A 25629-nucleotide genomic window follows, 5' to 3' on the forward strand; every position below is an offset into this window, starting at 1 on the left:
TAGTTAAGTGATTAACTACATGGAGCTGAACTTATGCATGGATGATTTACAAAAATATGTGCTGGAACACCCGCTGCCAATAGAGGCGTACTTCACCCTTGTGGAAGCAACAGCAAACGTTGTGGCTGTATCGGAGAAATATTGGCAGGTACATGGACTGAACGGTGCGAGAATCCGGGTACTGGTAGAGATCGCCAAGCAGGGCGGGGAGATTCTGCCGTCCATACTTGCCGAGAAAATTGGTGTGACCAAGGCTAACATCAGCCTGCTGCTCTTACCGCTGGAGAAGGACGGTTATATTACCCGGGCCGGCCATTGGCAGGACGGACGCAAAACCGTCATATCGATTACTGCTGAAGGCCGCTCTCTGCTGCTGGAGCATCTTCCGGATAACAGGCTTGCTGTGGCTGAGAAAATGAACAAACTGGATGCGGAGGAGCAGCGCCAGCTGATCCAGCTTTTGAACAAGCTGAACCGGTAAGTGGTCGGGCTATTGCAGCTGGCAAAGTTATATTTTATATAAAAATAATTAATGGCTTAACTAAATGTCGGAATGGGAGTGTCGATGCTTGAAAAAATTATTGGTCGCCGATGACGATGTACATATCAGAACACTGCTCCGGCATGTGTTGTCGAGAGAGGGTTTTCTCGTCATAGAGGCTGCTGACGGCCGTGAGGCGATGGGGCTGATGAAGAATCACACCATAGATCTGGCGGTTGTAGATGTGATGATGCCGCATGTGGACGGGCTGGAATTATGCAGCCACATCCGTGAAACCTATGATATTCCTATCATCCTGTTAACTGCGCGTCAGCAGCTAAGCGACAAAGAGCAGGGATATTTGCGCGGAACAGATGACTATGTCACCAAGCCGTTTGAGCCCGAAGAGCTGTTGTTCCGTATCAAGGCTTTGTTCCGCCGATACTCCGTCGCCTCTGATGACAAAATCCGCCTGAACTCATTAGTGATTGACCGCAAAAATTATGAGATCAGCGCCGGGAACGAAGTGCTTCTGCTTCCGGTGAAGGAATTTGAGCTGTTGTCCCAGCTGGCACAGTACCCGGGCCGGCTGTTCTCGCGAAGTGAATTAATTGAACTGGTATGGGGTGCGGATTATGAAGGCGACGAGCGGACGGTGGATGTCCATATCAAGCGGCTGCGCCAGCGGTTTGCGGAGTATCAGAATGATTTTATCATCCGTACCGTCAGGGGAATCGGATACAAAGTGGAGATGGTGAACGCATGAAGTCACTGTATATTAGAATGTGCGTCATATTTTGTTCCGTTATCCTGATCAGCAGTGTGCTGGGATTTCTGGCCTCCAATCTGTATTATCAGTCACAGATCAAACCGAAAAATGATGCCAAGCTTACGGAGATGGCTGCCGGGCTGCAGCAATTTATTCAGGATCATCCCGGTACGGTGGAGGAATACCTGCTCAGTACGGCTTCACTGGGGTACAAAATGTACCTCTCCAATGGCCGGGGGAATGAGACCTTTTACGGACTGCCTTTCCGCAAAAACGATCTTCAGGAAGGCGTACTGGAACAAGTACTTGCGGGCGGAATCTACCACGGGGTGGCGGAGTTTCCCAGCCAGGCGTTTGTGACCGGTTTTTTTGATAACCAGCTGACCAATACCATAGGTGTTCCTGTCCAGATCCGGGGCGAGACCTATGCGCTGTTTATGCGTCCCGATGCCGAGGTGCAGTTCGGTGAGCTGCGGATCTTTTTTGCCGTCCTGATTGGGGTGACGATTCTGCTTAGCTTATGCTTTGTAATGATTACTGTGTTACATGTGGTCAGGCCGATTACCCGTTTAACAGAAGCGACTAAGAAGATCTCAAAAGGCAGATATGATATCCAGCTGTATACTGCACGCCGTGATGAGATCGGCCAGCTCGCCAGCCATTTCCTGATCATGAGCCGCGAACTGGAACGGACCAACCGGGCCAGACAGGAATTTGTGGCTAATGTATCCCATGAGATCGAATCACCGCTTACTTCCATTCAAGGGTTCGCCCATACGCTTAAAGACCCGGATCTTCCGGAGGAACAGCGTACCCAGTATCTTTCAATTATTGAGGAGGAAAGCCGCCGTCTCTCTATGCTGAGCAAGCAGCTGCTTACGTTATCTTCACTGGATTATGACCAGAATGCGCTGCACAAAAAGACCTTTGAACTTCGTGCCCAGCTGCGGCAGGTGCTGCAGATTCTGGAGTGGCGGCTGACGGAAAAAGAGCTTGCGGTACGTTTGAATGTAGAAGAGATTACGATTAACGGGGATGCAAATCTGCTCTACCAGGTATGGATGAATCTGTTGTCCAATGCAGTGAAATATACCCCTTCCGGCGGCTCTGTTTCCGTTGCAGCCAAGGCTGCGGACGGGATGTGCACCGTGACCGTTGAAGATACGGGAGAAGGAATCTCCGAAGCTGACCTGCCGATGATTTTTGACCGCTTTTACAAGGTGGAACGTGCCCGTACCCGAGAACACAGCAGCAGCGGCCTCGGGCTCTCCATTGCCCGCAAAATTATCGAGGCGCATAACGGGACGATTGAGGCTTCCAGCAAGACCGGAGCAGGGACTGTGTTTACGGTGAAAATTCCGCTGCTGTAATTGTTTATTCATACTCCGTTCATCTTCATCTTCTAGACTGTGGCTATACAGATTAGAAGGAGTGGTAGTATGTTCTTAGCTTTACGGGAGATGAGGCACTCCAAAGCCCGCTACAGCCTCATTATGGTCATCATGCTTCTGGTTTCGTTCCTGGTTCTGTTCGTCACCGGATTAGCCAGAGGACTATCCTATGCCAATATTTCAGCACTGGAAAATATGCCTGCGTACCACTTTGTCATTCAGAGCGACGCGGATCATGCCTTCCGCCGTTCCCAATTCAACGAAAATGAACTTGCTGCCGTACAGTCGGTTGTAGGCGGTCAAAAGGCTGCAGCGCTGGGCGTTCAGACGAGTACGGTTACAGCTGATCAAGCGGATGCCAAGGCGGATATCACTTTTTTTGCCGTGGATATGGAGGGCATGCTGGCTCCAAAAGTCACGCAAGGCGAGGGGATTTCTAATGAAGTCCGCGGGTTTGCCGTGGTGGACTCCAAGCTTCAGCAGTCGGGCATTGTAGTCGGCAGTATCATTGAGGATCAGGCTTCAGGGCTTAGCCTTAGGGTATCAGGGATTGTTGAAGACAGCTCCTATAGCCATACGCCTGTTGTCTACATTAATCCGCTGGACTGGAAGGCCATGAAGCAAAGTGCCAGCCTAAGCAGCAGTGACAGCAGTAACGTTCCCTATAATGTAATAGCCATTGATGCCACTGCTGCGCAAGTATCTGAAATTGCAGGCCGGGTGGATGGAGCAGAGGTGATTACACAGCAGCAGGCCATCTCCAGTGTTCCCGGCTACTCCGCCGAACAGAATTCACTGAGGATGATGATTGTTTTTCTGTTTGTTATCGCCGCGTTTGTGCTTGCCGTGTTCTTTTATGTTATTACTATACAGAAGACGAGCCAGTTCGGGATACTAAAGGCGATGGGGACTACGATGTCCTATCTGGCCTGGAGCGTAGTCGGACAAGTCATGATTCTCTCCGTGACCAGCCTGGCGGTAAGTCTGCTGCTGACCTTCGGGATGAATATGGGGCTGCCGGAAACAATGCCTTTCAAGCTGGAGGGCCCGACCATCCTGTTGACCAGCGTCCTGTTCATCGGAATGTCTCTTCTGGGATCGCTGATTTCTGTTGTCAAAGTAGCCAAAGTAGATGCGCTGGAAGCGATCGGGAGGGCAGGAGCATGAAGAATAAATTAATCATGAAGCAGGTAACCAAAACGTACGGTGACGGTGATTCCACAATGACCGTGCTGAATAACCTTGATTTGACCGTAAAAGAAGGTGAGTTTGTAGCCGTGCTGGGGCCTTCTGGTTCGGGAAAAAGCACATTTCTCTCTGCAGCCGGTGCGCTGCTTACACCAACCAGCGGTGAAATCAGCATCGACGGGGAATCTCTTAAGGATAAGGACAAAGGAGCGCTGACCGAGCTCAGGCTGCAAAAGATCGGCTTCATGTTCCAGAGTGCGCAGCTGCTTCCCTATCTGAAGGTGGAAGAGCAGCTGCTGTATGTGGCTAGGCTTGCTAAGCATAGCAGCAGGGAGGCGAAAACACGGGCAGCATATTTGCTGAAACGGCTGGGAATCTATGAAAGGCGCAGTTCCTACCCTGAGCAGCTCTCCGGCGGGGAGAAACAGCGCGTCGCGATCGCCAGAGCGCTGATGAACCACCCGGCTATTCTATTCGCAGACGAGCCTACGGCGAGCCTCGATTATGAACGCGGCAGGGAAGTCGTCCGGATGATTGCCGAAGAAGTGAAGAAAGAGGGCAAAGCGGCAGTTATGGTTACCCATGACGAGCGGATGCTGGAGTGGTGCGACCGTGTGCTGCATTTGCAGGACGGCGTCTTGATTGAATATTAATAAGAGAGCCAAACCCTGAAAGCGGGTTTGGCTCTTTTCTATCGATTAACGTTATAAGAAAATAAGTATAATTAATTATCTTCTACCATTTAGGAGAACCTTTTGAATCCAAAGTCAAAGAGCTTGTGGCGGAACCATGATTTAGCGGAAATTCAAAAAGAAGCAGTCCAAGACCTAAATTTCAGGTGCATGGCTGCCTCTTTTGTGTTGGCTATGAGGTGGAGATCAAACAGCTAAGTGGAAATTCTCCATCTAATTCTCCGGTAAACACCGGTATTACGAAAGTAGCGGGAAAAACTCCAGTTAAATGTAATGAATAAGTCTCTAATGGCCATTATCCGTCCGAATAGCAGGAGAATTTCCAGCTAAAGCTTATAATTAATGAAAAAGGACCAGATTAGATGGAGAAATTCCAACTAGGCTGCTCAGCACCTTACTTATGCACTTTTACTCATACTGACTCTGACCTTGCCAAGCCTCTTACACCCATCAAACCCCCGAATAAGCCATAAACCCGCCATCCACCGGCACGGTAATCCCCGTAACAAAACCTGACATACCCTCGTCCGCGAGCCACAGCAGGGTACCCAGCAAATCCTCGGGTTTGCCGAAACGGCGCATCGGGGTCTGGGAGATGATTTTGCGGGAACGGTCGGTAAGCTCGCCGTCTTCACGGATCAGCAGCTTCTCATTTTGCTTGGTGACAAAAAATCCCGGAGCAATCGCGTTCACCCGCACACCGGACTCTGCCAAATGGACTGCCAGCCACTGGGTGAAGTTGTTGATTCCAGCCTTTGCAGCACTGTAGGCGGGGACTTTGGTCATAGGTGAAACCGCGCTCATAGAGGAAATATTGATGACAGAAGTTCCCTGACGGCCGAGCATCTGCTTTCCGAAAATCTGTGTCGGAATCAGTGTGCCGATCAGATTGAGATCCATAACCTGGCGGAAGCCCGGCACAGCGAGGTCAAAAAACGATTGAACCTCCGGGTTAGCCAAATCTTCCTCACTGAAGGTTTCATTGGTTGTAATCGCTGTCGGCTGGTTGCCCCCGGCACCGTTAATCAACAGATCACAAGGCCCCAGCCGGCGCAGAACCTCGTCAGCAGCATTCATTACGCTTTCTTTGTCGGTTACATCGCAGGCGCAGGAAATCGCGGTGCCTCCCGCCGCGTTAATCTCCGCAGCCACAAGCTCACCTTTGTCAGCGGTACGGTTCAGAATGGCCACCTTGACGCCCTGACGCGCCAGCTCCATAGCCATTGTGCTGCATAATATGCCCGCTCCTCCGGTGATTACAGCAATCTTACCGGCAAGTGCAGGGTGTATAGTAAGCTCTGCCATGTACAGCACTTCCTCTCGTCAAGTCATTTCAATGCCTATTATACCTGGAAACGTGAAAACGTAAAGATTTGGACACATATTCAGCTCAGCTATAGCGCAAAAGGTGTACTTAATCAACAGAGAGAGTAGGAGTTAACAATCACCTGCAGCAGCTGCTCCATAATCCCATGTGCTATATCATAATCACCATGTGCTACGCCATACTCACCGTGTACTGCTCCGGTAGGCTGATGGGGAAACCCCGGTTGTTTTCTTGAAATGTTTGGAGAAATGGGCAAGCTCCATACCGACCTGTTCAGCAATATCCGAAATGCTTAAATCAGAGTAGGTAAGCTGGCGTTTAGCCAGATCCATCCGTTTCAGCTGCACATACTGCATGGGAGGTACGCCCATGAACTTCTTGAAGTAGGGAATGAAATAATTAGGGTGCAAATGCACCAGATCTGCCAGCTCCTCCACGGCCATCGGCTCGGTCAGCCGAAGTTCAATATACTGCAGCACATGGGCCAGCTTGCCCTGGTCACCGTTATGCACAAGCTCCTCCATAAAGTTGGAATAGCCGCCATCCTGCAGGGTCATTGCCAGAAGATTAAGCAGCGAAGCCTGAATACGGAGTGCAGAAGGCAGACTGTTATCCTCAAACTGTGACACCATCTGTTCAAAGGTTTCGCGGGCCAATTGCGGATCAGCAGCGTCACTGATATACAGGTTATGGGCAGAGTCGAAAAGCGGCCATTCCCCGATCTTTGCGTCAAAATGGCAGATATACCGTGTATACGGATCTTCTGCAGAGGTACGGGTGGTTTGCGTGGTTCCTGCAGGCATAATCATCAGCTGTCCGGGGACCGGGTAATGGGTTACCCCGTTGATAATTACCTCACCAGTGCCGGATTCAATGTAATACAGTCTGTTAAAAGCAGGTGTTTCGCTATTCCTGCTCCAGCCCGGAAGCCCGCTCTTCACTTGGGCATGAGTCACACTGACCGTAATGTTCTGCAGCAGCCTGCCGGTTAAGTTCCCGTTCGTACTCATGCGGTGAGTAATCATAGGCAAATCTCCCCTTACCGTTAGATATTTCCATTATACCGCTTTCATTTAACTAATCCATCTTATTTTTATACAAATATGCCTTAGTTAAAGTCATGTTCACTTCCGGCAATTAAGGTTATTCTCAAGTCATAAACTCATATAGGAGTGATTAAGGCAATGATGAAGGTTCGCTTTGGAATTATCGGTGTCGGGAATATGGGGCGGGATCACGCCTTTAGCCTGCTGAATGATGTGAAGGGAGCAGAATTAACGGCTGTCTGTGACGTGAACCCTGCGCGTCTGGAGTGGGCAGAGGAGCAGCTGCCTGAGCATGTGCAGCGTTATGCAACCGCTGCCGAATTATTCGAATCCCGTTCGATAGATGCCGTGTTAATCGCTACACCCCACTATGATCATCCGCCGCTTGCCATAGAAGCACTCCGCTGCGGCTATCACGTCCTGATTGAGAAGCCTGCGGGCGTGTATACCAAAGCTGTACAGGAAATGAATGAAGCCGCTGCACAGTCGGACCGTAAATTCGGCATCATGTACAACCAGCGTACCAACCCACTCTACCAGAAGCTGCGTGATCTTATCCGGTCCGGGGAACTCGGGGAAATCCGCCGTACGAACTGGATTATCACGAACTGGTACCGGTCGCAAAGCTATTATGATTCCGGCGGCTGGCGGGCAACCTGGGCAGGTGAAGGCGGCGGCGTGATGCTGAATCAGGACCCTCACCAGCTGGATCTCTGGCAGTGGACAACCGGCATGATGCCTAAGCGGGTAAGGGCCTTCTGCCATTTCGGCAAATACCGGAACATTGAAGTGGAAGATGATGTAACCGCTTATGTCGAGTATGAGAACGGAGCGACCGGACTTTTCATAACCACTACCGGGGAAGCTCCCGGCACGAACCGTTTTGAAATCAACGGCGATAACGGAAAAATCGTCATAGAGGACGGTAAGCTGACCTTCTGGCGCCTGCGTACTCCTGAACCGCAGTTCAACGCGGAGTATAAAGGAGGCTTCGGATCACCGGAATGCTGGAAATGCGACATTCCGGTTCAACCCGGAAACGGAGACCAGCATAAGGGGATTCTGCGCAACTTCACGAACGCTATTTTGCATGATGAGGAACTTCTGGCTCCGGGAGAGGAAGGTATCCATGGGCTAACCCTGTCCAATGCCATGTACCTGTCCGCCTGGACGGACAACTGGGTGGAGCTTCCGATCGATGCCGACCTGTTCTATGACAAGCTGATGGAGAAGGTGGAGCAATCTACTTTTCACAAAGAAGTAACAGAGGAACAGGCTTTTAACGTCAAGGGCACGCATTAATCCCCTGCAATATAACGATGAACAGCCAACCTATACAAAGAGAGGATAAAAAAACATGAATCTCGAAACCATAGCAGCCCAAATGTATACCTTGCGCGAATTTACGCAGACGCCTGAGGGATTGAGAGACGCTTTTCAGAAGCTGAAGGACATTGGCTACAAAGCAGTACAAATTTCAGGCACCGGTCCAATCGACCCTGCGCTGGTCAAGCAGTATGCCGATGAATCGGGCCTTCAAATCTGTGCCACCCATGTTCCGTGGAACCGGCTGGTCAATGACCTGGATGCGCTGGCAGAAGAGCATAAGCTGTGGAACTGTAAATACGTCGGCCTGGGTTCGCTTCCGGCAGAGTATCAGAGCAGTCTGGAAGGCTACCGCAGCTTTGTGAAGCTGGCCTCCGAAATTGCTGTTACGCTTAAAGAGCAGCACGGTCTGCAGTTTATTTATCACAACCATGATTTTGAGTTCACTAAATTTGAAGGAACTACCGCTTTGGATGTTATGTTGCAGGAGACTGATCCTGAAAGTTTTGGTTTTGAACTGGATTTGTACTGGGTTCAGGCAGGGGGCGGCAATCCTGTGGACTGGGTGCAGAAGGTGGAAGGAAGAATGGGTGTGGTTCACCTTAAAGACATGGCCATTGTCGACAGACGCCAGGTGTTTGCCGAAATCGGGGAAGGGAATATGAACTATAAAGCGATCGTCGAAGCCTGCCGGGCTGCCGGAGTGGAATGGTTCGTTGTCGAGCAGGATGTCTGCCGCCGAAATCCGTTCGAGAGCCTGGAGATCAGTTATAAATATCTGACGTCACTGTTGTAAGGAGGAAAACCATGAGCCGAAAAGACGGTATGATGTACGCTCCTTCCCGCGAAGCAGCACCGGTTGTAGAGCGTGGGGAATTTATAATTGCCGCCATTGCCCTGGACCACGGACATATTTACGGAATGTGTAACGGGCTGGTGGAAGCCGGAGCAGAACTGAAATGGGTGTATGATCCTGATCCGGACAAAGTAAAAACCTTCCTGGCGACTTATCCCGGAGTTAAAGCAGCCCGCTCGGCCGAAGAGATTCTTGAGGATCCGGAGGTTCAGCTGGTTGCAGCAGCAGCGGTTCCCTCAGAGCGCGGACCGCTGGGCATTAAGGTGATGGCGCACGGCAAGGATTATTTTACCGATAAAACGCCTTTTACTTCATTATCACAGCTTGCGGCAGCCAGAGAACAGGCAGAGCGTACGCAGAAGAAATATATGACCTATTACAGTGAAAGGCTGCATGTGGAAAGTGCAGTGTATGCCGGACAAATGATCCGTGAAGGTGCTATCGGACGCGTGCTTCAGGTGATGGGGCTGGGGCCGCACCGGCTTAACGCTTCCTCCCGGCCCGACTGGTTCTTTAAGCGTGAGAAATACGGCGGCATCCTGTGCGATATCGGGAGCCACCAGATTGAACAGTTTCTTTTCTACAGCGGTAACCAGGATGCGAAGGTGCTCCACAGCAAGGTAGCGAATTACAATAATCCGGATTATCCTGAGCTGGAGGATTTCGGCGATGCTACGCTGGCCGGGGATAACGGCGCTACGCAGTATTTCCGGGTAGACTGGTTTACCCCAAACGGACTTGGAACCTGGGGTGACGGGCGGACGATGATTCTGGGGACGGAAGGCTACATCGAACTGCGCAAATACAGCGATATCGGCCGCTCCAATACAGGGGATCATGTCTACTGGGTGGATGGACAGGGTGAACATTACGAGCATGTCGCCGGAAAAGTCGGATTCCCGTTCTTCGGTGAACTGATCCTGGATTGTCTGAACCGGACGGAGAATGCCATGACCCAGCAGCATGCTTTCAAGGCGGCGGAGCTCTGTCTGGAAGCACAGGCCCAAGCGGTGAATCTCACACCGGATATTCTTAGGTGAATTGACTAGCATACAGAAAGAAGTTGATCAGGGCTGATGACAACTACTACATTAGGTGCAGCCATCATCGGCTGCGGGGCAATCTACTCTTTGCATGCCAAAGCTATAGCCGGGATGGAAGGCGTGCGGCTTATGGCCGTTGCCGATACTGATCACGCCGCAGCAGAGAGAGCCGCACGCGAATATACCTGTGAGGCCGTGAAGGATTACCGGGAGCTTCTGGACCGTGACGATATCCAGGTAATCCATCTCTGCACACCGCATGATCTGCATGCCCGGATGGGAATAGAATTTCTGCGGGCAGGCAAGCATGTGCTTACCGAGAAGCCGATGGCTCATGATATGCCGTCTGCGCGGCAATTTCTTGAGGCTGCGCAGCACAGCACAAGCCAGCTCGGGATCGTATTCCAGAACCGTTACAATGATGCCTCTATACGGATCAAAGAAACGATAGACTCCGGTATATTGGGCGCTCTTCATTGTATGAAAGGCATCGTGACCTGGCACCGCAGCGAGGCCTATTACACGGATAGCAGCTGGCGGGGGAAATGGAGTACCGAAGGCGGCGGTGTGCTGATTAATCAGGCGATCCATACGCTTGATCTGCTGCAGTGGTTCGGCGGTGAACTGGCTTCCGTACAGGGAAGTGTGACTACAGATGCGCTGGACAGAGTTATCGAGGTGGAGGACACGGCGCATGCCTGTCTGAACTTCAAGAATAAAGTGCGCGGACTTTTCTATGCTACCAATGCCTATCTGGTGAATTCGCCGGTTGAACTGGAGCTTGTCTTTGAAAAAGGTGCGCTCCATCAGCGCAGGGACCGCCTCTATCTTTGGAAGGATGGCCAGGAAACGCTGCTGTGTGAACCCTATGAGGTCAGCAGTAACGGAAAAGCATACTGGGGCTCCGGCCATCAAAAGCTGATCCGGGATTATTACAACCATCTCCGCGACGGCAAAAAATTCTGGCTTGACGGTGCAGAAGGCATCAAGGCACTGCAAATGATTGAGGCGATTTACAGCTCCTCAGCAGGGAGACAGCAGGTTCCTTTGGGTTAAATGAGGGTGACCCCGGCCGGCAACTTCTCCCGCAAATTGACTTTGTGGCTATTTAGCCTTATCTTCATAACATGCGCTATAAGCTTGTGCAGATGATAGATAGGGAGAGGGATTAACAGATATGGAACAGGCTATGTTTGCAGGAGGCTGCTTCTGGTGTATGGTGACGCCGTTTGAGGAACTGCCCGGAATACACGGGATTGTATCGGGTTATGCCGGGGGAACCGTGGAAAACCCGACCTATGAAGAGGTCAAAACAGGGACTACAGGTCATTATGAAGTCGTGCAGATCACCTTTGATCCGGAGATTTTCCCGTATGAGAAGCTGCTGGAGTTGTTCTGGCCGCAGATCGATCCGACCGACGACGGCGGACAATTTCAGGACCGGGGAAGCCAGTACCGCACTGCGGTATTCTATTATAATGAAGCGCAGCGGGAGGCGGCAGTTGCTTCAAGGGATGAAGTTGCAGCCAGCGGAAGATTTGAAGGACCAGTCGTTACGGAGATCCTGCCGGCCCCCGTCTTTTACCGTGCCGAAGAATATCACCAGGATTACCATAAGAAAAACCCGAAGCATTATAAGGAAGACCGTGAGCAGTCCGGCCGGGATACCTTTATTGCTAAGCACTGGTAAAATTACGGTGTGAAAATAGAAATCCGCATCTCCATAATCGGGGATTGCGGATTTTTTACGTTTATTAACTCATTAAACCAAAATATGGGACCCCTTTTCCGAAATTTCCGCCCTATTTTAAGATAGGCAAGACAGCTATAATCGTAATTGCAAACGCATACATTACCATTTATTACTAGACTATAAAAGAGAAGGTGATGAATGAGGAAGAGGGCCTGAGTATAGTGTGGCTAGTGCTGTGCAGCCGGTTGCAGTTCTTTGCAGTAATGAATGTCCAGCTTACCAATTAGGAGGAGGAACATTTCATGCAAAAAAAATGGCTTGCCTCTATGTTTGCGGTAGTGCTGCTGTTATCCTGTATTACCCTTTTCGGTTCCAAAGCGCAGGCTGCGGATTACACACAAGGCGTTGAGCTGTCAGGCACTACAGCAACGATCTGGTTCAAATCAACGGTGAGCACCAGTTGGGTTGACGCCCATTATAAAGTCAATTCAGGCACTCAGCAGAATCTCCGTATGACCTACAACAGCGGCAAAGCGCGCTATGAACAGGCTGTTGCTGATGTAGCCGGCGGCTCGGTCCTCACTTACTTTTTCACCTATAATAACGGTACTCCTGCTTACGACACAGGCTGGTTCACATATCATGCAGGGACATCGCCGACCAATCCGCCTTCCAATCCGTCCGCTTCTATTTATTCAATTTCTGCTTCTTCCATTCCGTCAGCTCCAAACGGCTCGATGTCGGTTAAAGTCATGAACGGAACAGGAGGAGCCTACTCTGACAGCCAGATCTACTGGGGAGTCATCGGGATCAATCCGGTTAACGGCAGGTGGAGCTACCTGGATCTAAACGGTAACCTTGTGCCCATCTCTGCAGCGCTGAATAATGCTTCCGGCCATCTGACGAAGAACGGCGTCAATTACGCCAATATCTATCACACGGTCAGCCAGGCCTCCTGGGTCAGCATGCCCAAAATCACCTCCGGGCGGATGTTCCTGAGTGTGGGTACACCGCTGTACATTAAAACCTATGACGACGGCTTTGCCGGACCGGATATCGACAATCCTACAGATCCTAACCGTAATATTTATTTCGATTTTGTAGAGTTTACTGTAGATGATGCAGGGTATCACGGAAATACGACCCGCGTTGACGCCTTTGGCTTCCCAATTCAGCACCGTCTGGTGAATACATCCGGTTCCTATGACCAGACTGTCGGTGAGCTGGAATCCGAGACCCGTGCCGGTCTGTTCACTAAATACCAGAACGAAGTTCCTTCAGCCTTTAAATCGCTGGCAACCGTTCAGGCCCCTTACCGCATTGTAGCCCCGATACACGGATCTTTCGCCGCCGGTGGAGCGAACGCCAATTACTTTGCCGGATACTCCAGCTACAGCACCCAGGACATACTCCGCAATGACGGTGCACTTATTGACGCTGCTACCGCTGCTGCAATCAACCGCCATGTCTATACCACGGGCAATTGGAATAACGTAGCCAATTACTATAACGCAGCTCCCGCCAATTTCTATGCGAAATTCTGGCATGACCACAGCATTAACGGGCTTGCTTACGGATTCCCCTATGATGATGTCAATGGACAAGCGGCCTATCTGGAAGTGGGATCACCGAAGGGGCTTATTATCCGGGTGGGGTGGTAAGCTTCCGGTATTTGACAGCATAACGGAAAGAATAAAGCGGCACGGACAGTCACCATTTTGCTCCTGGGCGATATGCTGTAGGTAAAAAGGAGGACTGTTTATGCCGCTGTTTCAAGGTAAGGAAATAGAGGAATCAGGGCATGCTCTGGAGGACTGGAAGCGGGAAGCCTACCGGCTGTTCGCCTTCAAAATGAGTGACCGGAAAGCCCTCTTCCCCTGTATTCCGGCCACACAGGCATTCGCGCTGGGACATCTGCGGTATGCATTCATGCCTGCGCCTTCACAGGAATCGGCAGGAGAGAAACTGGCTGAAGCTATCGCTGAGTATGGAAGGTCTTCGCGGACGTTTGGTGATTATTCCTCACTGGTGGTCTTTTTTGAGGCAGAGGAAGAGATCAGGGAAGTGACCGGATATGAAACGCTGTTCTGGGACTTGTTAAGCCGGGCCAGCACTGTAGATCCATCTCCGTGGCCGGAGGATATTCCCGAAGATCCCGAGCAGGCGATGTGGGAGTTTTGCTGCGATAATGAGCGGTATTTTGTCTATTGCGGCACCCCGGCCCACACCTCCCGCCAGAGCAGGAATTTTCCATACTTTATGCTGGCTCTGACACCGCGCTGGGTGCTGGACCACTGGAATGCGAACCCTCATAAAGCGGCAGCAATAGCTCCCCGTATCCGCGCCCGCCTGGCTGCTTACGACACCATTCCGGCTCATCCGGAATTGAAGCAGTACGGATCAGAGGGGAATCTGGAGTATAAGCAGTATTTTTTGCGGGATGACGATACGTCAGCGGGAGGTTGCCCGTTTCACCGGGGACTTCACAAGGAGCAGGCTGATGAGTAGAGGAGCAGTGGAACAGCAGACCACCTATCAGGGGATCTGCTGTTTTGCATGACTATTTCAATAGTCATTCTTATATAATTAAAATTCCACATACTTTCTACACATTTGCCGGGTAAACTCCAAAGTAGGATGTAACAGCATCTACAATGGAGGGATCTACTTGAAGAAACTAATACTGCTTGGCTCAGCGACCCTGCTGCTGGGTGCCGTGCTGGCCGGCTGCCAGGCCGGAAATACGGATAAGACATCTTCGACCAAAGCGTACAGCCAGACGGCCGTAAATATGCCATGGATTGGAACGAAAAATACAACCCGGATTAACAGCTCTGATCCTGTACAAGCAGCGGTGCTCGTTTCCCGGACGCTCTGGACGGCTGAAACGGAAAGCAACAGGCCTTCTAGCGTCGTATTAACCGATGCTGCCCATTGGCAGATTGCAGCTGCCAGTGCGGATTTGATCCATCATCCGAGCAATGGACCGGTACTCTATTTTAATAAAGACGGAATTCCCGAAGCTACCATTGACGAGCTTACCCGCCTTAAACCGCTTGGCGCAGAGAGTAATGAAGGGGTTCAGGTTATTATAGTCGGAACGGCTGCGGACGGAGTAGAAGCTCAATTGAAGGAAATGGATTTAAAGGTTGATAAAATCGAGGGAAACGAACCGGCGGCAGTGGCGCAGGCGATCGATACCTATTATGCCAAAGTGTCAGGTGAGCTGCCGGACAGCGTTATTATCGGCTCCATGGACAGCCCTGAATATACGCTCCCCGCGGTTAACTGGATTGCACATATGCCGGAACCGCTCTTGTATGTAAGCCAAAACGAAATTCCGGCGGCAACGGCAGAAGCACTGGAGGCGCGCAGCGGTCAGGCTTCCATCTATATTCTGGGGCCTGGACGGGTAATATCGGAGGATGTAGAGCAGCAGCTGGCAGCCTATGGGACAGTAACACGAATCTCCGGAGACAATCCTTATGAGAACAGCGTAGCTTTTGCCAAGTATAAAGATTCTTCGAACGGTTTCGGGTGGGGCATTACAGCTCCGGGGCATAATCTCTCACTGCTCACCACAGATTCCCCGCTGCTGGCTGTTGCTGCAGCTCCATTTTCACATCTGGGCAAGCATGCTCCGCTAATATTTACGGAACAGGGAGGACTCCCGGATGCTGTAATGAATTATACAATGGAGCTTCAGCCCAAATATAAAGATTCTCCCGCCGAAGGACCCTACAACCATGCCTGGCTGACAGGGGATGCCTCCACTCTCTCCGGCGGACTGCAAAGTGAAATTGACGACATGCTCGAAATCTCGCCGGCCTCCGGTGATAATCCGCATTCGGGGCATTAAAATAGCAAGCTGGCAGCGGGAGAACCCGTTGCCTTTTTGTTCTGTATTTTTTAGGTATAATGAAAACAACTTGAATGAACATGTAAGGGGTGGGGCCATTGCCGAAACTTCAGGTGCTGATTGTAGACGATGAATGGAATATGCGCAATCTGCTGCGCATTTATTTGACCAAAGAGGGGTTTGCAGCCGCCGAAGCCTCCACGGGCCGGGAAGCGCTGAACATGATCAGCCAGCATGCCTATGATGTAATTATCCTTGATGTAATGATGCCGGATATGGATGGATGGCAGGTATGCCGGACGGTCCGGGAGACAAGCCAGGTACCAATCCTGATGCTGACAGCCCGTTCAGAAACCAGGGATAAAGTGCATGGCCTGGGTGCCGGTGCGGATGATTATCTGACAAAGCCGTTTGAGCCGGAGGAGCTGCTGGCCAGAATTTATGCCCTGCTGCGGCGTTCGGGAATGGCTTCATCCTTAAAAAAGTCAGATGAAATTCTCAATCTATCTGAACTGCGGATTGATCCGGAAGCCCGTGAGGTGCGGGTCATGGATCAGCCTGCTGATTTTACACCGAAAGAATTTGATCTGCTCGTCATGCTTGCACGCGGGAGGCAGCGTGTCTATACCAGGGAGGAGCTGGTGGAACTGCTGTGGGGGGTAAATTATGAAGGCGAGACCCGGGTCATTGATACACATATCAAAAATATCCGGGAAAAACTGCAGAAAGCCGGACTTCCCTATCAACCGGTTCAGACAGTATGGGGGCTGGGATATAAATTTCAGGTGCCGGGTGACGTGGAGTGAAGCGCAATATGATCGGTTTTAAATTGGGTTTGGTCATTATGGCCGTATTTTTGTTTCTCCTGTTGCTGCTGGGGGTGGTCATCGAGCGGATGTTCACAGGGTTCTATTATCAGGAAATGCAGCAGGAGACGGAGGATCTGGCTTCGCATTTTACCGCCATGGCGCAGTCCGGGGATACTACGAGTGAGCTGATGATGTCCTCTTTTGCCGAATTCTCTAATGTGAGTATATTTAACATTTCTCTGAATAACAAGGTTAATTTCCACTCCGGTGTCCATGATTACGCTGACAGATCATTTGTCCGGAAAGAGGACCTGCAAGCGATTTATGCTGGCCATAGCATAAATTTTTTATACACTGATCCTGGGGGACACCGTTATTTTGTAGCCGGTCAGCCTATCCAAAGGGGGCAGGCGGTTCAATCTGCACTGTATGTAATGTCTTCCACAAATAGTATGGAGCAGTCCCTGTCTACTGTACGGAGTATCCTGCTGCTCTCAGGTTTGGGTGCTGTTGTGATTGCCCTTGGAATTACCTGGTTCATCGCCCGTACGCTGTCACGTCCGCTGCTTCAGATGCAGACAGCCACCCGTAAAATCGCCGCCGGCGATCTGGAGACAAGGCTTACGATCCGCAGCAGGGATGAGATCGGACATCTGGCCGGAGCCATCAATGATCTGGCGGTTGATCTGCAGCATTACCGGGATACCCGTCAGGAGTTTCTGGCGAATATTTCCCATGAACTGCGCACACCGATCACTTATCTGCAAGGGTATGCGAAGGTAGTCAGGGATGGATTATATGAGACGGACGATGAGAAGAAGCTGTATCTTGAGATTATCAATCAGGAGGCCCACCGCATTCAGCATCTCGTTGACGATTTGTTTGAATTGGCCAAAATGGAGGAAGGCAAAATTACACTCAACCGGGAGAATGTCGATCTTAGACAGGTCGTTGATCAGTCAGTCCGGAGGATGGAGCTTACTGTAAAAGATAAAGGTCTTAACCTGACTGCCGCCTATGAAGGCCGGGCCTATCTGCTGCCAGGAGACAGAAAGCGGATGGAGCAGATCGTAATGAACTTGCTGGAAAATGCAGTCCGCTACACTGACGAAGGAGCAGTCCACATTCGTCTGCAGTATACTGGACATTCTGCTGTACTGGTGATTCAAGATACCGGAATCGGAATTCCCGAAGCGGAGCTGCCCCATGTGCTGGAACGTTTTTACAGAGTGGAGAAATCACGTTCACGCCAGTACGGGGGGACAGGCTTAGGGTTGTCGATTGTGAACAAATTGGTGGAGCTGCACGGTGGTACTCTGTCGATTACAAGCAAGCTTGGGGAGGGGACGCGGTGTGAGGTGACTTTTTACCGAGAAAAATAGTGGCGAAATGAACGGGAAAAGTCCCGTTGATTGCGCCGAAGCTAGCCGCTGCGGCGAAATGAACGGGAAAAGTCCCGTTGATTATGCCGAAGCTAGCTGCAGCGGCGAAATGAACGGGAAAAGTCCCGTTCAATGTGCCGAAGCTAGCCGCAGCGGCGAAATGAACGGGAAAAGTCCCGTTGAATGTGCCGAAGCTAGCTGCAGCGGCACAATCAACAGGGACATTTCATGCCTGCCCGTGTAATCAGTGACTCATACCAGCCATCCCGCCAATAATGGACGGATCGATCATACCGAAGATCATAGCGATGTGGGCAACGACGAGGAAGCCGCTGACCAGCAGAAAATGCAGCTTCAGCTTGCTCTCTTCGGAACGTCTGCGGGCGATTATCCCCAGATCAAGCAGTGCCAGCGGGAGCAGGAACAGCACTCCGCTCAGGTAAAAGCCTACAGCTACCACGTCGACCCATGTATGCCATTCGCCGTTAATGGTAAGCGGCACAAAAGCTGTCGGGAACAGGTAAAGAAATACACCGGTAAAGTACAAACCTGCCAGTATACTGCAGATGCGGTTAAAGGCTCTAAGCGGTCCGTCCAGCTTCTTGGTGAACAGGATGATAAACTCTGTAACGGTAATCGTCTCTGCAAAAATTACAGGTATCGCCATAAAAAGTATCAGGTTCCATGGCTGATTATCTGCCAGCAGTGACATGTAGTGCGTCATATTCATGTTAAGTCCTCCTATGTATGTATTGCTCTTCTGTCTCTTCTGTCTGATGGTAACTGAAAAGTGTGTGGAAAGTATGTAGAAACGAAGGTATGATGTAACAAGTACGATCAGACAGTGGTCAGCCGGACAAGCTGAACAAGCATTTCCGTGTGACCATAATAGAGCGGAGGGAGCAAGCCTAAGATGAGCACTAGCTTAAAAAATATTTTATTTGATCTGGACGGGACGTTAACCGATCCCAAAGAGGGGATCACCAAATGCATAGAGTATGCGCTGAATAAATTCGGGATTGAAGTGGAGCATCCGGACCTGCTGCTGCCGTATATCGGACCGCCGTTATACGATTCTTTTATCCAAATTCAGGGGATGCCTGCGGAGCAGGCGCTGCTCGCTGTGGATTACTACCGTGAACGGTACAAGACGCTGGGTATGTTCGAAAACAGTGTGATTCCCGGAATCCCGCAGCTGCTGGAAGAACTGCAAAACCAGGGCTACAGCTTATATGTCGCCACGTCCAAACCGGTCGTTTTTGCCGAGGAAATTATCCGCCATTACAAGCTGGAAGGATATTTCAAGTATGTCGGGGGGAGTAATCTGGATGGAACCCGCTCCAAAAAACGCGAAGTCATTCAGCATGTGCTGGATCACAATAACCTTCCTGCGGGAGAGGCACTGATGATCGGCGACCGGGAGCATGATATTATCGGGGCGCAGGGCTGCGGGGTAACTTCAATCGGTGTGACTTTTGGTTATGGTTCTGTAGAGGAGCTGAACGGTGCAGGGGCGGATTACATCGCTTACACAGTGGCAGAGGTTGGAGAAATCATCGGACGGATCCGTTCGGGGACAAGCAGCAGTCTGGCGTAAATGCGCATTTTCTTCAAGGGATGTTAGATTTTCGGACATAGCAGAGTGTAAAACTATTTTTCATTCCAGGTCTTGACTTTTAATTAAGCCATTCAGTAATATGTAACACAGGCAACACCATATGCAAGGCAATGACCAAAGACATGGTATCCTTCACGGACTGACCAGAGAGAGAAGTGCAAGGTGAGAGCTTCTTACAGAACCCGGCCGGATATTACCCCTTTGCAGCCGTGGCACTGAACCCTTCCCGCTGTTGGGAGGCTGTAAATGCCACCGTTTTATCCGCGATACAGGATACCAATGAGGACACTAGTGACTTCTCTTCCGCCGAACAGCCGGTGGTGGTGCAGCACAGGTCAAATTAGGGTGGAACCACGAGCTGAACGCACTCGTCCCTGTACGGGAGAGCTGCGTTTTTTTGCGTTCAATCACACCTATAAGAAATGGAGGCTATAATCATGGAGATCAAAGCAACACTGCCGGATGGAACTGTTAGGAGGTATGCGCAGGGCACCACGATTGCACAGATCGCAGAGTCGATCAGCCCGAGTCTCAGAAAAAATGCAGCAGCAGGAAAACTGGATGGCAGACTTATTGATTTGCATCAACCGGTTAAGCAGGACAGCCTCGTCGAGATCATTATGCTGGACAGTGAAGAGGGACAGAACATTCACCGGCACAGCACAGCGCATCTTATGGCCCAGGCCATCAAACGGATATACGGAGAAAAGAAGGTTAAGCTGGGAATCGGTCCGGTGATTGAAGACGGATTTTATTACGATATAGATATTGAAAAGCCGCTGTCTACAGAAGATCTCGCTGCCATTGAGCAGGAGATGAACAGAATTGTCCGGGAAAATCTGCCGGTCGTACGCCGGGTGGTAACCCGGGAAGAGGCATTGGACATTTTCTCGGCGTTTGAAGAACCGCTTAAGCTGGAGCTGATCCATGATCTTCCAGCCGATGCCGAGATCAGCATTTACGATCAGGGAGAATTCTCTGACCTGTGCCGGGGGCCGCATCTGGCATCAACCGGGGGAATCAAAGCTTTCAAGCTGCTTAATGTAGCAGGTGCGTACTGGCGGGGCAACTCGGACAACAAGATGCTGCAGCGGATTTACGGCACAGCTTTTATCAAAAAAGCACAGCTGGATGAGCACCTCTACATGCTGGAGGAAGCGAAAAAACGCGATCACCGCAAGCTGGGCAAGGAACTGGGACTGTTCATGTTCTCTGAGGAAGCGCCGGGAATGCCGTTTTATCTGCCGAAGGGCATGATTATCCGAACAGAGCTTGAGGATTTTGCCCGGGGGCTGCAGCGGGAGCGGGATTACGACGAGGTGCGTTCACCGCTGATGATGAATAACCGTCTCTGGGAGCAGTCCGGGCATTATAATCATTATAAGGACAATATGTATTTTACTCACGTCGATGATGCCAAGTTTGCGCTGAAGCCGATGAACTGCCCGGGTCATATGCTGGTCTACAAGAACAGTCTGCACTCCTACAGGGAGCTGCCGATCCGGATTGCCGAATTTGGCCAGGTACACCGCCATGAATTCTCGGGGGCATTGGGCGGGATGATGCGTGTCCGTACGTTCTGCCAGGATGACGCCCATCTGTTTGTCCTTCCGGAGCAGATTGAAGCGGAAATCGGAAAGGTGCTTGAGCTAATCGACCATATTTATAAGGTGTTCGGTTTCGAATACAAGATCGAGCTGTCTACACGGCCTGAGGATTATATGGGTTCGGATGAACTGTGGGATCAGGCGGAGTCTTCCCTGCAGCAGGTGCTGGAGAAACGCGGCATCAAGTATCGGGTAAATGAGGGTGATGGCGCTTTTTACGGGCCGAAGATTGATTTTCACATTATGGATGCGTTAAAAAGAAGCTGGCAGTGCGGAACCATCCAGCTGGACTTCCAGATGCCGGAGAAATTTGATCTGACTTATGTCGCCGAAGACGGCAACAAGCAGCGGCCCGTCGTCATCCACCGTGCAGTTTATGGCTCGATTGACCGGTTCATGGGCATTATTACGGAGCATTTCAGCGGTGCTTTTCCGGTATGGCTGTCTCCGGTGCAGGCGAAGCTGCTGCCAGTGTCCGAGAATTATGTGGAGTATGGGCTGGAAGTGAAACGGGCGCTGGAGAAAGCCGGCATCCGGGTAGAACTGGACTCCCGAAATGAAAAGCTGGGGCTCAAGATTCGTGAAGCACAGCTGCAAAAAGTGCCTTATATGCTTGTGCTCGGCGAACAGGAGAAGAATTCTTCCAGTGTGTCGGTCCGCAGACGTTCCGGAAGCGAGCAGCTGCCGGCAAGCATTGAAGAGATTGTTTCCCAGATCCGCAGTGATATTGAGGCCAGAGTATAAATTTTTGCTTCATTAAAATGTGTACCAGACAACAGGACTGCTCCGTTTACATAAATGGGGCAGTCTTTTGATATTATAATGCAGACAATAAGAGAGGGAGTCATTTATAATCGAATAGATTCAACTTGAAACCAACATATATTCTGAAATCCTTCGCCAGAGACTGATAGCGAGGAAGCAAATGTGGAGCGTATAGCAGTGTACTGGTTAGTTGCATTTCCTGCAGTTAAAAGACTGCAAAAAAACGGATTTGCCGGTTTAACTGTATTCTTTACATCTATAAAATGAGGAAAGCCGCTTATTGTGAAGTAAAAGGATTTTTAACTGCAGGAAATACAATTAAAACCCTCTCAGAGCAAAAACGGGCTGTTTTAGTTGCATGAAATACAGTTATAGTCGTAGCCGTAGCCGCAGAATCGCAACCAGAGTTAGAAAAGTAAATGTCCAGCTGAAAGAATCGTCGATAACAGGGAGGCAACTTACGTGATTATGAATGACACCAGAGAGCTTGAAGGCAAGCTGATTAAGCTGGTACCTATGGAAGCGGAACATAAAGCTGAATTGATTGAAGTGCTTGGCAACCCGCATATCTGGGAGTTTACCTGGAGAAAAATCACTTCACGCGAGCAAGTAGCTCAGCTGATTGATACAGCCCTTGGCAATATGCAAAAAGGCGGTGAACTTCCTTACGTGATGATCGATAAAGCCTCAGGCCGGATTGCCGGAACTTCAAGGATTATGCACCTGGACCTGACTCACCGCAACGCTGAGATCGGCTGCACCTGGATTTCCCCTGAATTCTGGCGCACGGCGGTGAATACCGAGTCGAAGTCGCTCCTGCTGCATCACTGTTTTGAAGAGCTGGGCCTGATCCGGGTGAATTTCACAGTGGTCGGTGACAATTTCAGATCCCAGAAAGCCGTCGAGCGTATTGGTGCGGTAAAAGAAGGCGTGCTGCGCAAACACAGAATTACATCCGGGGGAGACGTTGTAAATAATGTGCTCTACAGCATCATAGACGATGAGTGGCCTGCGGTAAAAGCCAATCTGAATTATTTGCTGAATGTTAAATATTCATAGAACTATTTTGTGTAAATTGATATAATAGAAACATACATTCGCCTTTTGGATGGCGTTTCAGCGAGTATAGCCCATATTTCTCCCTTACCGGGGGGATATGGGTTTATCTTATTTTGTAGGGTGATCTGATGATTGAAACAATCAAGCTGGTTTTAGAGCGCAAATATGGTGCTATCCGCAAATCCAGACACAAAGTTTCTCTTGTATGGCTAGAGAAGGAGGTCGAATCTGGCTTCGAATATCGTTCGGATTACGTCGAAATGGCAGGCGGGTTTACTAGGTTTGCAACAGGAATAGATAAGCTTCTTGACGAAGGATACTTAGTGCCTCTTTCAAAGGTGAAGAAATATAAAACTTCGTATCTAGACGAGACATACTGGCTTTCAGAGACGTCAACAAAAGATTCCGGCTGGAGTGAGGCAGCTATGCTGCGCCTGCTTGATTTGAACGTATTAAATCTCAGTTATTACAGAAATCATCCGGAAGAACAGACTGCAGAAGTATGGACATACATAGAGCGGATTTATGATTTTTTACGTACGGTTGAGGAGAGGGAGTATGTGACTAGAGAAGAACGCTCCTTAGAACTGTTTGATCGGGAAAAATGGCTCTCTGAGCCGGAAGGTATTCAGTTTCTTTCGAGGCTTGGCCTTACACTGCAATCTATTAAAGCGCTGGTTGTACGCGAACTTTTTGAATGTCATCTTCAATCAATGAAGCCGATCCGGCGGGTTTTAATCTCAGAGAACCATTCATTTTTTGATTCGGCTAAAAGATTGATGCAAAAAGGCAAACCGGTCTGCGGAATGGAGCCCGAGATGCTGATTTACGGTGAAGGCTGGAAGATCATCAGCAGCCTGCAGTATCTGAATGAATTCAATATTGAGAAGGACGAAGCCATTGTATATTACGTTGGTGACATGGATAAAGCGGGCTGGGATATTTATGGTAAGCTGAAACTAACTTATCCTGAATGGAATATAAAGCTTGCTCTAAATATTTATAGAAAAATGTTAGAAGCTGCACGTCAGACCTATGATTATGAAAAAAACCAGTCCTGTCACCCGCAACATTTGGATATTGTCAGGGAAGAGGCTGCAGGTGACCCCGATCTGAATGTTTCTATAGAAAGGCTTCTGAAAGATAACAAACGTATTCCACAGGAAGTACTAAATTACGAAGTGATGGTGAGGTTGGCTTAGAGCATGAACTGGAGTGATTTTGGAGAACGGAACAAACGCCTCAATCCGCTATGGAGCCTCGGGGCGGGGATGAATCTGGGCGAACTTCAGCCCTACAAGGAAATGATTGCGCTTAGTGTGCTGCTGCAGGTGTATTATCTGGAGCTGGAATCGAACGAGCGGAGAGCGAGGGAAGACCTTGTTGAATTGACCTGGATTTCGCTGGAGCGATTCAATATTGCCAAGTTTGGCACTGCTGAATCTGTAGAGCGGATGGTGGACGGGCTGCTGTGGAGCGGCAACGGCGGCGATTTTGAAGCTTTTTATTATGATGACGCTGCCCGGCAGATGGCTGTGCAGAAATACAAATATTTCACGGTGGATGAGGATGCCACGCGCAGCAGCTGGGAAGAGACCGGCAAAACGGTCTACCGGCTCTCCGAATACGCGATGGAGCTCATTTTCATGAGCCACGAGATTATTGATGAATTCCAGATCAGCATCAAGCTGCTGGAGATTCAGATGCATATCAAGCATGGACGCGTGACGCGGGCGATGCAGGATGTGAACGAGCTGATCTCCCGGGTGCGGAAAATGATCCAGCAGCAGCAGGAATACCGCAATGCGCTGCGGCGTAATCCAAAGCATATGTTCAGTGAGTATGGCACAGCACGGCACGAGCGCCTGGAGGAGATTCATCAGCAGTTCGCGGAAGAACGGAAGCACTTTGATAATATACACCGCTCACTGGCCCGGCTTGCCAACGATGAGAAGGATGTCATCGACTTTAATGAGCTGCGGCAGCTGTCCGAACGGGTGGAACTGTCCCGCAGAGTGCATGATGAGCTGGCCGGCGTGGTCTTGAGCATTTTTGAGACGGAAACGAATCTGCGGCTAAATTACCCGGAGCTGTTCTGGGGAGCAGCGGGATTCAATTTCCGGACAAATGTGTGGGAGGAATGGGTGAAAGCCGAAGGACTGCCTGACGGGGACAGTCTGGAGACGTTAGTCAGCGGATTGTTCACGCCGAACCAGGACTTCATCTACCCGCTGGCCTGGGCCTGGGAGGAACAGGATGTGGGCTTTTTGCCGGAGGAATACCTGGATGAACCCGAAGAAGCCATGGGGGAGGAACCTGCAGTTTATATACCCAAATCCATTCCCTGGCCGGAAGTGAAGTCGCTTTGGTATCCTGTGTTCGCAGAGCTTGCAGTTCAGGGGACTTTTACCTTTGCAGCAGAGAGCTTTTCGGAGGAGGAGCAGAAGCGTTGGGCAGAGACGCCGGATGCGGTGGACCTGTGGATTCAGTTTTTTCATGCTGATATCATCGTGCAGGAGCATGCAGCAGATGCGGACAGCGGAGCTGACGAACCCCAAAAGCTGATCCGGCAGCTGATGGCGGATTATCCCGGTCTTGAGAGCCTGCGCGGCAAACGGCTGCGGACTTCGATCCGGAAGATCCCAACCGTCAGCGTAAGCTGGCCCGGTCTGGAAATGAGCCCGTATACCATTACTATAGTAGAGAATTGAGAGGATA

General features: G+C 50.4%; 24 protein-coding genes. 21 read left to right on the forward strand and 3 right to left on the reverse strand.

What is annotated here, in order from left to right:
* The first annotated feature begins 19 nt into the window (after nt 1-19).
* From C2I18_RS25695 to C2I18_RS25715, 5 genes are all read left to right on the forward strand, one after another.
* Nucleotides 20-481: a MarR family winged helix-turn-helix transcriptional regulator gene (locus C2I18_RS25695; RefSeq protein WP_249898546.1), complete on the forward strand. Its 462-nt coding sequence runs from the start codon at nt 20-22 to the stop codon at nt 479-481.
* A gap of 64 nt (nt 482-545) precedes the next feature.
* The gene (locus C2I18_RS25700) at nt 546-1247 is read left to right on the forward strand and encodes a response regulator transcription factor (RefSeq protein ID WP_481857840.1); all 702 of its coding nucleotides are present in this window, start codon (nt 546-548) and stop codon (nt 1245-1247) included.
* 17 nt (nt 1248-1264) lie between these two features.
* Nucleotides 1265-2620, forward strand: coding sequence for a sensor histidine kinase (locus C2I18_RS25705; protein WP_342760320.1), 1356 nt, complete (start codon nt 1265-1267; stop codon nt 2618-2620).
* Between the two features lie 69 nt (nt 2621-2689).
* On the forward strand, nt 2690-3808 hold the full coding sequence (locus tag C2I18_RS25710; protein ID WP_249898549.1) for an ABC transporter permease: 1119 nt from the start codon (nt 2690-2692) through the stop codon (nt 3806-3808).
* Nucleotides 3805-4482 (forward strand): ABC transporter ATP-binding protein, encoded by a 678-nt coding sequence (locus C2I18_RS25715; protein WP_249898550.1) that lies wholly within the window; start codon nt 3805-3807, stop codon nt 4480-4482. Before C2I18_RS25710 ends, C2I18_RS25715 begins: the two co-directional genes overlap by 4 nt.
* A 489-nt stretch (nt 4483-4971) precedes the next feature.
* On the opposite strand, the gene C2I18_RS25720 is transcribed toward C2I18_RS25715, so the two are convergent.
* Nucleotides 4972-5826, reverse strand: a complete 855-nt coding sequence (locus C2I18_RS25720) for an SDR family oxidoreductase (RefSeq protein WP_249898551.1) — start codon at nt 5824-5826, stop codon at nt 4972-4974.
* A gap of 204 nt (nt 5827-6030) precedes the next feature.
* Complete coding sequence (locus tag C2I18_RS25725) at nt 6031-6873, reverse strand: helix-turn-helix domain-containing protein (protein ID WP_249898552.1); 843 nt, start codon at nt 6871-6873, stop codon at nt 6031-6033.
* Between the two features lie 159 nt (nt 6874-7032).
* On the opposite strand from C2I18_RS25725, the gene C2I18_RS25730 reads away from it, so the two are divergent.
* The 11 genes from C2I18_RS25730 (at nt 7033) to C2I18_RS25780 (ending at nt 18106) form a co-directional block, all read left to right on the forward strand.
* Nucleotides 7033-8196 carry a Gfo/Idh/MocA family protein gene (locus tag C2I18_RS25730; RefSeq protein WP_249898553.1) on the forward strand — a complete coding sequence of 388 codons (1164 nt, stop codon included), beginning with the start codon at nt 7033-7035 and terminating at the stop codon, nt 8194-8196.
* A 55-nt stretch (nt 8197-8251) separates the two neighbouring features.
* On the forward strand, nt 8252-9016 hold the full coding sequence (locus C2I18_RS25735) for a sugar phosphate isomerase/epimerase family protein (protein ID WP_249898554.1): 765 nt from the start codon (nt 8252-8254) through the stop codon (nt 9014-9016).
* Between the two features lie 11 nt (nt 9017-9027).
* Nucleotides 9028-10116, forward strand: a complete 1089-nt coding sequence (locus C2I18_RS25740; protein ID WP_249898555.1) for a Gfo/Idh/MocA family protein — start codon at nt 9028-9030, stop codon at nt 10114-10116.
* Between the two features lie 36 nt (nt 10117-10152).
* Nucleotides 10153-11175, forward strand: coding sequence for a Gfo/Idh/MocA family protein (locus tag C2I18_RS25745; RefSeq protein ID WP_249898556.1), 1023 nt, complete (start codon nt 10153-10155; stop codon nt 11173-11175).
* Nucleotides 11176-11296: 121 nt separating this feature from the next.
* Nucleotides 11297-11809 (forward strand): peptide-methionine (S)-S-oxide reductase MsrA, encoded by a 513-nt coding sequence (gene msrA, locus C2I18_RS25750; protein ID WP_249898557.1) that lies wholly within the window; start codon nt 11297-11299, stop codon nt 11807-11809.
* Nucleotides 11810-12138: 329 nt separating this feature from the next.
* On the forward strand, nt 12139-13473 hold the full coding sequence (locus tag C2I18_RS25755) for a glycoside hydrolase family 64 protein (protein WP_481857958.1): 1335 nt from the start codon (nt 12139-12141) through the stop codon (nt 13471-13473).
* A 100-nt stretch (nt 13474-13573) separates the two neighbouring features.
* Nucleotides 13574-14320, forward strand: a complete 747-nt coding sequence (locus tag C2I18_RS25760; RefSeq protein ID WP_249898559.1) for a YqcI/YcgG family protein — start codon at nt 13574-13576, stop codon at nt 14318-14320.
* Between the two features lie 160 nt (nt 14321-14480).
* Nucleotides 14481-15671 carry a cell wall-binding repeat-containing protein gene (locus tag C2I18_RS25765; protein WP_249898560.1) on the forward strand — a complete coding sequence of 397 codons (1191 nt, stop codon included), beginning with the start codon at nt 14481-14483 and terminating at the stop codon, nt 15669-15671.
* Between the two features lie 98 nt (nt 15672-15769).
* Complete coding sequence (locus C2I18_RS25770) at nt 15770-16477, forward strand: response regulator transcription factor (RefSeq protein ID WP_249898561.1); 708 nt, start codon at nt 15770-15772, stop codon at nt 16475-16477.
* Between the two features lie 8 nt (nt 16478-16485).
* Nucleotides 16486-17862, forward strand: a complete 1377-nt coding sequence (locus C2I18_RS25775; protein WP_249898562.1) for a sensor histidine kinase — start codon at nt 16486-16488, stop codon at nt 17860-17862.
* A gap of 7 nt (nt 17863-17869) precedes the next feature.
* A complete protein-coding gene (locus C2I18_RS25780; RefSeq protein ID WP_249898563.1) occupies nt 17870-18106 on the forward strand; it encodes a hypothetical protein in 237 nt (78 codons plus the stop codon).
* Here the strand turns inward: C2I18_RS25780 and C2I18_RS25785 are convergent, their stop codons facing one another.
* Nucleotides 18107-18592, reverse strand: a complete 486-nt coding sequence (locus C2I18_RS25785) for a DUF6803 family protein (RefSeq protein ID WP_249898564.1) — start codon at nt 18590-18592, stop codon at nt 18107-18109.
* 183 nt (nt 18593-18775) lie between these two features.
* Here C2I18_RS25785 and C2I18_RS25790 point away from each other — a divergent pair, with 183 nt between their 5' ends.
* From C2I18_RS25790 to C2I18_RS25810, 5 genes are all read left to right on the forward strand, one after another.
* A complete protein-coding gene (locus C2I18_RS25790; protein WP_249898565.1) occupies nt 18776-19459 on the forward strand; it encodes an HAD family hydrolase in 684 nt (227 codons plus the stop codon).
* Nucleotides 19460-19917: 458 nt separating this feature from the next.
* Nucleotides 19918-21831 (forward strand): threonine--tRNA ligase, encoded by a 1914-nt coding sequence (gene thrS, locus C2I18_RS25795; protein ID WP_249898566.1) that lies wholly within the window; start codon nt 19918-19920, stop codon nt 21829-21831.
* 489 nt (nt 21832-22320) lie between these two features.
* Nucleotides 22321-22911, forward strand: a complete 591-nt coding sequence (locus tag C2I18_RS25800; RefSeq protein WP_249902243.1) for a GNAT family N-acetyltransferase — start codon at nt 22321-22323, stop codon at nt 22909-22911.
* A gap of 128 nt (nt 22912-23039) precedes the next feature.
* Nucleotides 23040-24113 carry a Wadjet anti-phage system protein JetD domain-containing protein gene (locus tag C2I18_RS25805; protein ID WP_249898567.1) on the forward strand — a complete coding sequence of 358 codons (1074 nt, stop codon included), beginning with the start codon at nt 23040-23042 and terminating at the stop codon, nt 24111-24113.
* Nucleotides 24114-24116: 3 nt separating this feature from the next.
* On the forward strand, nt 24117-25622 hold the full coding sequence (locus tag C2I18_RS25810) for a hypothetical protein (RefSeq protein ID WP_249898568.1): 1506 nt from the start codon (nt 24117-24119) through the stop codon (nt 25620-25622).
* Nucleotides 25623-25629: the final 7 nt, after the last annotated feature.

It is taken from the genome of Paenibacillus sp. PK3_47 (assembly GCF_023520895.1).
Classification (GTDB): domain Bacteria; phylum Bacillota; class Bacilli; order Paenibacillales; family Paenibacillaceae; genus Paenibacillus_AQ.

What these genes read in the sequence shown, in the direction of transcription:
- C2I18_RS25720 (WP_249898551.1), bottom strand. Translation starts at nt 5,826, where the DNA reads ATGGCAGAGCTTACTATACACCCTGCACTTGCCGGTAAGATTGCTGTA.
- C2I18_RS25800 (WP_249902243.1), top strand. Translation starts at nt 22,321, where the DNA reads ATGAATGACACCAGAGAGCTTGAAGGCAAGCTGATTAAGCTGGTACCT.
- thrS (WP_249898566.1), top strand. Translation starts at nt 19,918, where the DNA reads ATGGAGATCAAAGCAACACTGCCGGATGGAACTGTTAGGAGGTATGCG.
- C2I18_RS25775 (WP_249898562.1), top strand. Translation starts at nt 16,486, where the DNA reads ATGATCGGTTTTAAATTGGGTTTGGTCATTATGGCCGTATTTTTGTTT.
- C2I18_RS25695 (WP_249898546.1), top strand. Translation starts at nt 20, where the DNA reads ATGGAGCTGAACTTATGCATGGATGATTTACAAAAATATGTGCTGGAA.
- C2I18_RS25725 (WP_249898552.1), bottom strand. Translation starts at nt 6,873, where the DNA reads ATGATTACTCACCGCATGAGTACGAACGGGAACTTAACCGGCAGGCTG.
- C2I18_RS25755 (WP_481857958.1), top strand. Translation starts at nt 12,139, where the DNA reads ATGTTTGCGGTAGTGCTGCTGTTATCCTGTATTACCCTTTTCGGTTCC.
- C2I18_RS25705 (WP_342760320.1), top strand. Translation starts at nt 1,265, where the DNA reads ATGTGCGTCATATTTTGTTCCGTTATCCTGATCAGCAGTGTGCTGGGA.
- C2I18_RS25745 (WP_249898556.1), top strand. Translation starts at nt 10,153, where the DNA reads ATGACAACTACTACATTAGGTGCAGCCATCATCGGCTGCGGGGCAATC.
- C2I18_RS25700 (WP_481857840.1), top strand. Translation starts at nt 546, where the DNA reads ATGTCGGAATGGGAGTGTCGATGCTTGAAAAAATTATTGGTCGCCGAT.
- C2I18_RS25810 (WP_249898568.1), top strand. Translation starts at nt 24,117, where the DNA reads ATGAACTGGAGTGATTTTGGAGAACGGAACAAACGCCTCAATCCGCTA.
- C2I18_RS25760 (WP_249898559.1), top strand. Translation starts at nt 13,574, where the DNA reads ATGCCGCTGTTTCAAGGTAAGGAAATAGAGGAATCAGGGCATGCTCTG.
- C2I18_RS25780 (WP_249898563.1), top strand. Translation starts at nt 17,870, where the DNA reads ATGAACGGGAAAAGTCCCGTTGATTGCGCCGAAGCTAGCCGCTGCGGC.
- C2I18_RS25790 (WP_249898565.1), top strand. Translation starts at nt 18,776, where the DNA reads ATGAGCACTAGCTTAAAAAATATTTTATTTGATCTGGACGGGACGTTA.
- C2I18_RS25710 (WP_249898549.1), top strand. Translation starts at nt 2,690, where the DNA reads ATGTTCTTAGCTTTACGGGAGATGAGGCACTCCAAAGCCCGCTACAGC.
- C2I18_RS25740 (WP_249898555.1), top strand. Translation starts at nt 9,028, where the DNA reads ATGAGCCGAAAAGACGGTATGATGTACGCTCCTTCCCGCGAAGCAGCA.
- C2I18_RS25730 (WP_249898553.1), top strand. Translation starts at nt 7,033, where the DNA reads ATGATGAAGGTTCGCTTTGGAATTATCGGTGTCGGGAATATGGGGCGG.
- C2I18_RS25805 (WP_249898567.1), top strand. Translation starts at nt 23,040, where the DNA reads ATGATTGAAACAATCAAGCTGGTTTTAGAGCGCAAATATGGTGCTATC.
- C2I18_RS25715 (WP_249898550.1), top strand. Translation starts at nt 3,805, where the DNA reads ATGAAGAATAAATTAATCATGAAGCAGGTAACCAAAACGTACGGTGAC.
- C2I18_RS25785 (WP_249898564.1), bottom strand. Translation starts at nt 18,592, where the DNA reads ATGAATATGACGCACTACATGTCACTGCTGGCAGATAATCAGCCATGG.
- C2I18_RS25735 (WP_249898554.1), top strand. Translation starts at nt 8,252, where the DNA reads ATGAATCTCGAAACCATAGCAGCCCAAATGTATACCTTGCGCGAATTT.
- msrA (WP_249898557.1), top strand. Translation starts at nt 11,297, where the DNA reads ATGGAACAGGCTATGTTTGCAGGAGGCTGCTTCTGGTGTATGGTGACG.